Genomic DNA, 10,360 nt, shown 5'->3' with positions numbered 1-10,360 from the left:
ATTCTTGTCTATCTCGGCAGGGTCAATATCCAAATGGATAACCTGTGCTTGTTTAGCATATTTATCTAAGCGGCCAGTAACACGATCGTCAAAACGCATCCCGATAGCGATCAAAACATCGCACTCGTTTGTTAATACGTTAGGGCCGTAGTTACCGTGCATGCCCAACATACCCACATTTAAAGGGTGATCTGTCGGGATAGCTCCTGCGCCTAAAACTGTCCACGCTGCCGGAATACCGCTTTTTTCTACAAAGGCTTTAAACTCTTGCTCGGCACTTCCCAAAATAACGCCCTGGCCAAATAATATAAACGGCTTTTTAGCCTGATTAATTAATGCCGCAGCTTGTTCAACATAAGTGTGTCTTACAATAGGTCTTGGCCTGTAACTGCGGATGTGATTACATTTAATATAGCCTTCAAAATCAAACTTTTGTATTTGAGCGTTCTTGGTAATGTCTATCAAAACCGGTCCCGGTCTGCCGCTTTTCGCGATATAAAATGCTTTGGCAATAACTTCCGGAATTTCGGTAGCATCGGTTACCTGGTAGTTCCATTTAGTTACCGGAGTGGTAATGTTTATCACATCAGTTTCCTGGAAAGCATCGGTACCCAAAAGGTGCGCAAATACTTGCCCGGTTATACATACTAAAGGTGTACTATCTATCTGTGCATCGGCTAAACCGGTGATCAGGTTAGTAGCGCCTGGCCCGCTTGTCGCGAACACTACACCAACTTTGCCCGATGTGCGTGCGTAGCCTTGACCGGCGTGTATACCACCTTGCTCGTGGCGAACCAGTATGTGTTGTAATTTATCGTTATAGTCGTACAATGCATCGTAAATAGGCATTATGGCACCGCCCGGGTAACCAAAAATAGTTTCGGTACCTTCGGCTATCAGCGCTTCCAATAAAGCGACTGAACCAGAAACGTTAACGGTTTCTTTTTTCTTCGGTTCAACTACTAATTCCTGTTGTGCAACTTCCATGTTATTGGCCCCCCTCTAAATCTCCCCCGGAAGGGGAGACTTTTGATTTGTATTTCGTTTAATTTTTCTGTTAAAATAATCTCTTTATATAAGCCTTGCCTTTTGTTCCCCCCTTAGAGGGTTAGGGGGCTATTCATCGGTAACGCAACCTTCGGCCGCTGTACTTACTGATTTTGCGTATTTGTATAACAATCCTTTGCTGACTCGGAGTTTGGGTTGTACCCATGCCGCTTTACGTGCCGCAATTTCTTCATCGCTTACTATCAGGTTAATACTGTTGGTTGTAGCATCAATAATGATCTTGTCATCATCGTTAACCAAGCCTAATAAGCCACCATCAAAACATTCTGGTGTAATGTGGCCAACCACAAAGCCGTGTGTACCACCACTAAAACGGCCATCGGTAATTAACGCTACCGAGCTACCTAAACCCGCGCCAAATATGGCCGATGTTGGTTTTAACATTTCGGGCATACCCGGAGCACCTTTAGGGCCTACGTTTTTAATTACCACAACATCTCCGGCTTTAACTTTACCGCTTTGTATACCTGCTATCAATTCAAATTCGCCATCAAAAACACGGGCAGGACCTTCAAAATGTGTACCTTCTTTACCGCTTATTTTGGCAACGCTGCCACCTTCGGCAAGGTTTCCGTATAATATCTGTAAATGCCCGGTAGCTTTTACCGGGCCTTCAACAGGCCATATAACTTTTTGCGTATCAAAATCCAATTCGGGTACCGATTCTAAATTTTCGGCAATGGTTTTTCCGGTAACGGTTAAGCAAGAGCCATCTAACCAACCTTGTTTTAACAAGTATTTCATTACAGCTGGTACACCACCTACTTTATGTAGGTCTTCCATCATGTATTTACCGCTTGGCTTCATATCGGCCAATACCGGTATACGGTTACTAACCGATTGAAAATCATCCTGAGTCAACTTCACATCAACACTCTTAGCCATAGCTATTAAGTGCAATACCGCGTTAGTTGAACCGCCCAATACCATAATGGTAACTATCGCATTTTCGAATGCAGCGCGGGTCATGATGTCGCTTGGTTTAATATCTTTAGCTAACAATATTTTTACTGCCGCGCCAGCCGCTAAGCATTCCGCTTTCTTTTCATCGCTCAGGGCGGGATTAGAAGAGGAGTAAGGCAAACTCATACCCAAAGCCTCAATAGCTGCGGCCATAGTATTAGCTGTATATATACCACCGCAGGCACCAGCGCTTGGGCAGGCATTTTTAATGATCTCTTTAAAATCAAAATCGCTTAACTGTCCGGCTATTTTTTTACCCAAAGCTTCGAATGCGGAAACAATGTTCAGATCCTCGCCTTGATAATGACCTGGTTTTATTGTACCACCATATACCATAATTGATGGGCGATTTAACCTTCCCATTGCCATAATAGTACCCGGCATGTTTTTATCACATCCCGGCAAGGCAATTAAACCATCGTAATATTGAGCGCCACAAACTGCCTCGATAGAATCGGCAATAACATCACGGCTCACTAACGAGTAGCGCATGCCTTCGGTGCCGTTGCTCATACCATCACTAACGCCAATGGTGTGGAATATTAGGCCAACCAGGTCTTCTTTCCAAACACCTTCTTTAACAATAGCAGCCAAATCATTAAGGTGCATGTTGCAGGTGTTACCATCGTAACCCATGCTTGCAATACCTATTTGCGCCTTTTTCATATCATCGTCGGTTAAGCCAATGCCATAAAGCATGGCCTGCGCGGCAGGCTGGGTAGGGTCTTGCGTTAGTACTTTGCTGTACTTGTTCAATTCGGTGTCTTGTATGGTGTTTGTAGTCGAACTCATATTATTATATAAGGTAGCTGGTGTTTAAAATTTAGTCTTTACAAAAAAGCGCCTTCTCTATTTTGGTGGGGAAGGCGCTTCGTTTATATCTTAGTTGTTATTGGTTAAAACGCTTATCCCCTGTATGCACCGGAATTAGTACCAGCACAATTTGAATACCCAGAATACCGAGCAGCAAGCTGTTGACCACTCCTAAAAAGTAGGTGCCAATATTGCTTGTTTGTTGTGTTGATATTTGGTTCATCAATGGGTTAAATTCTATATCTGTAAGTTAAAAACTTAGTTGTGTTGCCACAATAGCAAAAGCGATTTTTTTGAAATAAGTATATAATTTTGTTTTATTTCGGAATTACATATTTTATTCTGCAATAAGCCATATACAAAAATTATCAACTGTATACCGTATACCAAAGTTACTTTCGGTATACGGTATACCGAAATAGTAATTGGTATAAAAAGGTAAAATTCTGCGTAAAATGGCATGGGCGGCAAAAAAACTTAAATTTTGATGACATAAAAAAAGCCTCTCAATAATTAAAATATCGAGAGGCTTTTTAAAAAAGTTTTTAATGCCTCTTTACCTATGAATAATACCTTCGGCTAAAACCATTACTTTATTGTTCAATACCTCAACTAAGCCACCTTTAATAAGGTATACATCTTCTTTCGCGCCAGTGCGAACGATCAATTTACCATCATCTAAAGTTGAGATGATAGGAGCGTGATTGTTTAGTATTTCGAATGATCCCATAGCGCCAGGTACGGTTACAGATCTAACCTCGCCTTCGAACACTTTTTTATCGGGAGTAAGTATTTCTAAATTCATTTGTCATTAAATGTGCAAATATGCAAATGTGCAGATGTGCAGATGAATTAAATGTGTGAATGTGCGTATGTGCAAATGTGCAGATGATGATCAATTGAAAAATTCATTTGCATATCTGCACATTCTCTCATCTGCACATTTAATTATTTGCTTCCGCTAATAATTTTTTACCTTTTTCAATAGCGTCTTCAATGGTACCTACAAGGTTAAATGCAGCCTCAGGGTATTCATCAACTTCGCCATCCATAATCATGTTGAAACCTTTAATGGTATCCTTAATGTCAACCAATACACCTTTTAAACCGGTGAACTGCTCAGCAACATGGAAAGGCTGTGATAAGAAACGTTGAACACGACGTGCGCGGGTTACAGTTAATTTATCTTCTTCAGATAATTCATCCATACCTAAGATGGCGATGATATCCTGCAATTCTTTGTAGCGTTGTAAAATTTCTTTAACACGTTGAGCTGTATTGTAGTGCTCATCACCTAAAATAGCAGCGCTCAAGATACGTGAAGTTGAATCTAATGGATCAACCGCAGGGTAAATACCTAGCTCGGCAATTTTACGCGATAATGAAGTTGTAGCATCTAAGTGGGCAAATGTTGTTGCCGGTGCAGGGTCAGTTAAATCATCCGCAGGTACGTATACCGCTTGTACTGATGTAATTGAACCACGCTTGGTTGAAGTGATACGCTCTTGCATGGTACCCATTTCTGTTGCCAAAGTTGGCTGGTAACCTACTGCTGATGGCATACGGCCCAATAACGCCGATACTTCTGATCCTGCTTGTGTAAAGCGGAAGATGTTATCAATAAAGAATAATATATCACGGCCCTTGCCTTCTGCATCACCATCGCGAAAATATTCGGCAATAGTTAATCCTGAAAGCGCCACACGTGCACGCGCACCGGGAGGCTCGTTCATTTGTCCGAAAACGAAGGTTGCTTTTGAGTCTTTTAATGCTTCCGCGTCAACTTTACTCAAATCCCATCCGCCTTCTTCCATTGAGTGCATAAATGCGTCGCCATATTTTATGATGCCCGATTCAAGCATTTCGCGCAAAAGGTCATTACCCTCACGTGTACGTTCACCCACACCTGCAAATACCGATAAACCATCATACGCTTTCGCGATGTTGTTAATCAGTTCCTGGATCAATACGGTTTTACCAACACCGGCGCCACCAAACAATCCAATTTTACCACCTTTTACATAAGGCTCTAATAAATCGATAACTTTAATACCGGTAAACAGTATCTCGGCCTCGGTTGAAAGATCTTCAAAACGGGGAGGGTTGGCGTGTATAGGGCGGCCATTTGTTTTATCTAAATTAGGGATACCATCAATAGCATCGCCAACCACGTTAAACACCCGGCCTTTAATATCATCGCCGACAGGCATTTTAATTGCTGATTCAAGATCAAGAACATCCATTCCGCGCAATAATCCATCGGTTGAATCCATGGCAACCGCGCGTACGCGGTCCTCGCCTAAATGTTGCTGAACCTCTAAGATTACCTTTTGGCCATTTTCTTTAGTGATCTCTAACGCACTGTAAATTTTAGGAAGATGTGCATTCTCTGCAAAGCTAACGTCGACTACCGGACCGATGATCCGTGATATTTTTCCAATGTTTGGCATATATAACCGGGTATTTTTTTAAAATATATTATATAAAATAGTTTAAAACCTTTTCGCGCTATTTCAGGGCGCAAAGTTAGGATTTATAACACAATATTAAAATACTTAAAGTAAGATTTTTTTAGGCTTATAATTAATAAAAGGATTGCAAACTATTACTTATAGTAGTATAATTTATAAAAATAGCATTATAAATTATAAAGTATTAATATTTAACAAGTTGCAATAAAACAATCAGGCTTCAAAACTTAAAACTATTTTGCCAATGTGCTTGCTGCTTTCCATAAGTGTATGCGCTTCGGCAGCACGCGCAGCCGGAAATATGGCATGCACCACAGGTTTTATTTGCCCGGATGCTATTAGTGGCCAGATATTTTTTTTGAGGGAAGTTGCTATATCGCTTTTAAAACCTATATCTCTGGAGCGTAATGCAGAGCCGGTTAAGGTTAGTCGTTTACGCAGAATAACAGAAAGGTCTATCATGGTATCTTTTCCTTCCATCATGTTTATCATTACCAGCCGGCCATCTTCGGCAAGGGTCTGCAGGTTGCGTGGTGTATAATTGCCGCCTATCATATCTAAAATAACATCAACCCCTTTGCCGTTGGTCAGTTCTTTTATAATAGTTGTAAAATCTTCAGTTTTATAGTTAATGGCTTTTGTCGCGCCAAGTTTTTCGCAAAACCGGCATTTATCGTCAGATCCGGCAGTTACATACACTATACTGCCCAATGCTTTGGCCATTTGTATAGCCGCCACACCAATACCGCTTGATCCGCCATGTATAAGCAAGCTTTCACCGGGTTTCAGCCTTCCGCGATCAAACACATTGCTCCATACGGTAAAAAATGTTTCGGGTAGTGATGCGGCTTCTATAAAAGTTAAATCACCGGGAATTGGCAGGCATTGCCCTTCGGGCACGTTGCAGTATTCGGCATATCCGCCACCGGCTACAAGTGCGCAAACTTTATTGCCAACTTTCCAGCGGGTAACACCGGCGCCAATTTTGGTTATAATTCCGGCTATTTCTAATCCCGGTATATCTTGCGATGTATTTGCAGGCGGAGGATAATTTCCTTTACGCTGCGCAACATCGGGCCGGTTAACACCTGCCGCGGCAACTTTTACCAACACCTCGTTAGCCGCAAATTCGGGTATTGGCCTTTTGGCTATTTGCAAAACTTCGGGCGCGCCGGGGTGGGTGATTATTACTGCTTTCATTAGGGTGCTAATATCGGCATATAAACACTTATCCGGCATGGAATGTTTGTTAAGACCTATCCAATTCCTGTATCTGCATTTTATACTTAGTAGGCAGCAACGCGTTCCTTAAAAAGCTCTCTGCCTTTAGGCGCCGCAGGAATTTATAAACATTTAATACAGGTGTTAACCATGGCGTATTTCCTAAGGAGAGTAAACCACTTACGCGGGTCGGAACAAGCAACAATTGCACCTGAAGCAATAGCGTATACCGTAACTGCCCCAAATGCTTTTTATACTGGTGGTACAGATCGGCAGTAAACTTACTATAAGCCAGGTTTTGCTGCAGGTGTTCTGCACGCATTTGTTGCCATCCAGAAAAATTAACAGGCAGCCCTGTCAACTGCATTCTTTCACCAACTCTATAAAATACATCAAACACTTCAGCCTTTTCAGCGTCGGTAAGTTTCCTATCCAGCAGCTCGAAAGAACGGACGGAATAATCTATCAGCAAAAATAAAACATCACGATAGGCCCAGTCTGGAATTTGTGCGCCGCGGTTTTGTTCAACTCCTTTGTGTATAGCTGTAATTTTATCAATTGATGCTAAGGCGGCTTCTTCATTAGCAAATATTATCTGCCGGGCATACGTTACGGTAGAAAATAACCTGCCCAGCGGGTCGGCAGGCAAGCGGCCGGTAAAGTACAGCCAATCTACCGCTTTATTTAGGGCAAACTCTGCAGCGGCGCCTGCAAAAATAAATAAGGCCGTATCTGCTTTGCTCCATATTTTTCGTACGATGGAACCTTCGTTTACAAAATATTTCATTGTATCTGCTTTAATAGATATATAACATGGTAAGTATAAAGTATCGTATATCAAAAATAAGCATAAATTAAAAGTACTTTGCATTGCAAAGCAAAATATAATCATTGACATTATCAAATTGAAAGAACAATCATTATATTTAGTTTTTAACTGATTCATTAAAAAAGCTGCTACTTTTAATCCAATGCCAACAGAAATAATGCTTAATTCGGTAATTACCTGTCCTGATTGCGGTTTTCAAAAAGAAGAAGAAATGCCTGTTGATGCCTGCCTGTATTTTTATGAATGCGAAAGCTGTAAAACACGCTTAAAGCCAATTGCTGGTGATTGTTGTGTATTCTGTAGCTACGGATCAGTGAAATGCCCGCCTATTCAGCAAGGGACATCTTGTTGCGGTTAAAAAATTTAAGAATGCAGAATGCAGAGTCAAAATATTAGAATTTTATTTTAGCCGATTTGTTTTCATTACCTGATTTTGCTGCAATTGCAAAGAAAGTAAAGTAATTTTCAAATATTTTCGGCAGTTTAAAAAGAAATCCTATTTTTGCAGTCCGTTAAAAAAAGCACTTATGCTTGTAAATAGCGGAAATGGAATACTGCACTTGTAGCTCAATTGGATAGAGCACCTGACTACGGATCAGGAGGTTAGGGGTTCGACTCCCTTCAAGTGCACATAAAAAGTTAAGCCTTTCTGTGTAGTACCGAAAGGCTTTTAATTTGTAAAATGCATGCTTAACTTAGTATTATTTGGCCCGCCGGGAGCTGGGAAAGGTACTCAATCACAAAATCTAATTGAAAAATATGGCTTGATCCATTTATCAACTGGCGATTTGTTACGCAATGAAATTTTACAAGGTACAGCATTAGGGTTAGAGGCTAAAAAGCTGATGGATGCAGGCATGCTGGTTCCTGATGAAGTGGTGATAGGCATGATAAGCAATAAGCTTGATGCTAATAAGGATGCAAAAGGATTTATTTTTGATGGATTCCCGCGTACAGTAGCACAGGCCGAGGCATTAGATAGCTTGCTTAAAAGTAAAAATTCTGCCATAACAGTTATGATAGCGCTTGAAGTAAATGATGACGAATTAGAGCATCGTTTATTATTAAGGGGTAAAGGTTCAGGCCGTGCAGATGATGCCAATCCTGAAGTAATTCGTAAGCGGATAAAAGAATATAATGATAAAACCGCTCCTGTAGCCGGCTACTATAAGGCTCAAAATAAATTTACCAGTATAAACGGTATCGGCTCAATTCATGATATATTTGATTCGATCAATGCTGTTATAGCTGTTAAAGCATAAAAACTGATTTCGAATTTCGGATGTTCGATTTCGGATTTAAAGTAACATAAATTGTTGCTCGCCGAAAATATCAAATAGCTTATAAAATAAATCCGAAATCATAATTTCGAAGTCCGAAATAAAAAATCAAATGTCTCAAGGTTCAAATTTTGTTGATTATGTAAAAATTTGCTGTCGTTCCGGCCATGGCGGAGCAGGCTCATCACATTTACATCGTGATAAACATACAGCGACCGGCGGGCCAGATGGTGGCGATGGCGGCCGCGGCGGGCATGTTATAGTAAAAGGCAATGCCCAGTTATGGACCTTATTACACCTTAAATTTAGAAAACATGTTATTGCCGGCGACGGTGATGCCGGCGGCAGCTCATTAAGTACAGGTAAAACCGGGCGTGATGAGATATTGGAAGTGCCTTTAGGTACAATTGCCCGTGATGCCGAAACCGGCGAGATATTATTTGAGATAAACAGCGACGGAGAAACCCGGATATTAACAAGCGGTGGCAGGGGAGGGCTGGGCAACTGGCACTTTAAAACCGCTACCAGACAAACTCCGCGTTTTGCACAACCCGGCGAAGATGGCCAGGAAGTATGGAACGTTTTAGAGTTAAAAATACTTGCTGATGTTGGTTTGGTAGGGTTCCCTAATGCTGGTAAATCAACCTTATTATCGGTTGTGTCTGCAGCTAAACCAGAGATCGCTGATTATGCTTTTACAACGCTGGTACCTAATTTAGGTATAGTAGCTTACCGTAATAACCGGTCGTTTGTTATGGCTGATATCCCGGGAATTATTGAGGGGGCATCAAAGGGAAAAGGCTTAGGTATACGCTTTTTAAAGCATATTGAGCGTAACGCTGTATTGTTATTTATGGTGCCGGCTGATACTACCCGTACCATACAGGAAGAGTATGATATATTACTGAAAGAATTAAACGAATATAACCCCGAACTGATGCACAAACCCCGTGTATTGGCAATTACAAAATCTGATATGTTGGATGATGAGTTGGTGAGAGAGATGCAGCAGCAGGTACCTGCGGATATACCTTCTGTTTTTATATCATCAGTAGCTCAAAAAAATATTGATGTGCTAAAAGATCTGCTTTGGAGAGAGATCAATAATCAATAGTGTTGCAGGTGTTTCAGTATGTTGCGCATTGCAACAGTACGCATACCGGCTAACTAATTACCCGGTCGCGGATCTTAACTGCCGGGTTTCCCTGGTAAACTGAATAGGGTTCCAAATTTTTTGTAGCGACAGAGCCACTGGTAAGCACCGAGTGCGATGCTATTCTAATGCCTTGGTTAACAACGGACAACGCACCTATCCAAACACCATCTTCTATTATTACACTACCGGTTATCAGGTTAAACGATGTTTTTTTGTAGTTATGGCTACCGGTGAGTATAATTGCGCCTTGTGACAGGCATACATTTGATCCTATGGTTACCATTACAATATTATCTATCCACGCGTTTTCACCAATCCACACTTCATCGCCGATAGTAAGCAGCCATGGATATTTAATATTTACGCAAGGTTTAATCTCAACCTCTTTGCCAATTTTAGCGCCGAATAATCGTAATAAAAAATTCTTTATCCCATAAAAAGGAAAAAGACTTGTTTTAAATACTAAACCGCTTACGTAATGCCATAAAACCCTTTTCACCACATTTCCACCCGGATGATAAGGAAAGTTATTATAGGATAACAGGTTTGTTTTTTGCAT

11 protein-coding genes and 1 tRNA gene are annotated in these 10,360 nt (G+C 41.1%); 4 read left to right on the top strand and 8 right to left on the bottom strand.

All coding sequences use genetic code 11. From position 1 onward, the window contains the following. The 7 genes from JWR23_RS15140 to JWR23_RS15110 all read right to left on the bottom strand — a co-directional run. Positions 1 to 987: thiamine pyrophosphate-binding protein (locus JWR23_RS15140; protein WP_299517046.1), on the bottom strand; the 987-nt coding region annotated here is incomplete at its 3' end. Positions 988 to 1,116: 129 nt separating this feature from the next. Continuing rightward, positions 1,117 to 2,823, bottom strand: a complete 1,707-nt coding sequence (gene ilvD, locus JWR23_RS15135) for a dihydroxy-acid dehydratase (protein ID WP_299517045.1) — start codon at positions 2,821 to 2,823, stop codon at positions 1,117 to 1,119. 97 nt (positions 2,824 to 2,920) lie between these two features. Further along, positions 2,921 to 3,067 carry a hypothetical protein gene (locus tag JWR23_RS15130; RefSeq protein WP_299517044.1) on the bottom strand — a complete coding sequence of 49 codons (147 nt, stop codon included), beginning with the start codon at positions 3,065 to 3,067 and terminating at the stop codon, positions 2,921 to 2,923. A 333-nt stretch (positions 3,068 to 3,400) separates the two neighbouring features. Continuing rightward, positions 3,401 to 3,649 carry an ATP synthase F1 subunit epsilon gene (gene atpC / locus JWR23_RS15125; RefSeq protein WP_299517043.1) on the bottom strand — a complete coding sequence of 83 codons (249 nt, stop codon included), beginning with the start codon at positions 3,647 to 3,649 and terminating at the stop codon, positions 3,401 to 3,403. 139 nt (positions 3,650 to 3,788) lie between these two features. Then, positions 3,789 to 5,294, bottom strand: a complete 1,506-nt coding sequence (gene atpD, locus JWR23_RS15120; protein WP_299517041.1) for a F0F1 ATP synthase subunit beta — start codon at positions 5,292 to 5,294, stop codon at positions 3,789 to 3,791. 234 nt (positions 5,295 to 5,528) lie between these two features. Next, complete coding sequence (locus JWR23_RS15115) at positions 5,529 to 6,515, bottom strand: NAD(P)H-quinone oxidoreductase (protein ID WP_299517039.1); 987 nt, start codon at positions 6,513 to 6,515, stop codon at positions 5,529 to 5,531. Positions 6,516 to 6,564: 49 nt separating this feature from the next. Next, entirely contained in the window at positions 6,565 to 7,323 is a 759-nt protein-coding gene (locus JWR23_RS15110; protein ID WP_299517038.1) for an oxygenase MpaB family protein, read from the bottom strand. Positions 7,324 to 7,507: 184 nt separating this feature from the next. Here JWR23_RS15110 and JWR23_RS15105 point away from each other — a divergent pair, with 184 nt between their 5' ends. The 4 genes from JWR23_RS15105 (at position 7,508) to obgE (ending at position 9,759) form a co-directional block, all read left to right on the top strand. Beyond that, entirely contained in the window at positions 7,508 to 7,723 is a 216-nt protein-coding gene (locus JWR23_RS15105; protein ID WP_299517037.1) for a GDCCVxC domain-containing (seleno)protein, read from the top strand. Positions 7,724 to 7,921: 198 nt separating this feature from the next. Continuing rightward, positions 7,922 to 7,995 (top strand) — tRNA-Arg (locus JWR23_RS15100). 56 nt (positions 7,996 to 8,051) lie between these two features. Next, on the top strand, positions 8,052 to 8,627 hold the full coding sequence (locus tag JWR23_RS15095) for an adenylate kinase (protein WP_299517035.1): 576 nt from the start codon (positions 8,052 to 8,054) through the stop codon (positions 8,625 to 8,627). Positions 8,628 to 8,757: 130 nt separating this feature from the next. Continuing rightward, entirely contained in the window at positions 8,758 to 9,759 is a 1,002-nt protein-coding gene (gene obgE, locus JWR23_RS15090) for a GTPase ObgE (RefSeq protein ID WP_299517034.1), read from the top strand. 49 nt (positions 9,760 to 9,808) lie between these two features. On the opposite strand, the gene JWR23_RS15085 is transcribed toward obgE, so the two are convergent. Then, positions 9,809 to 10,360: a WcaF family extracellular polysaccharide biosynthesis acetyltransferase gene (locus tag JWR23_RS15085; protein ID WP_299517032.1), complete on the bottom strand. Its 552-nt coding sequence runs from the start codon at positions 10,358 to 10,360 to the stop codon at positions 9,809 to 9,811.

The sequence above is a fragment of the Mucilaginibacter sp. genome, from assembly GCF_028288205.1.
Classification (GTDB): Bacteria; Bacteroidota; Bacteroidia; order Sphingobacteriales; family Sphingobacteriaceae; genus Mucilaginibacter.
Note: the sequence above shows the minus strand (reverse complement) of the source record. Positions and strands in the feature narration are given on the sequence as shown.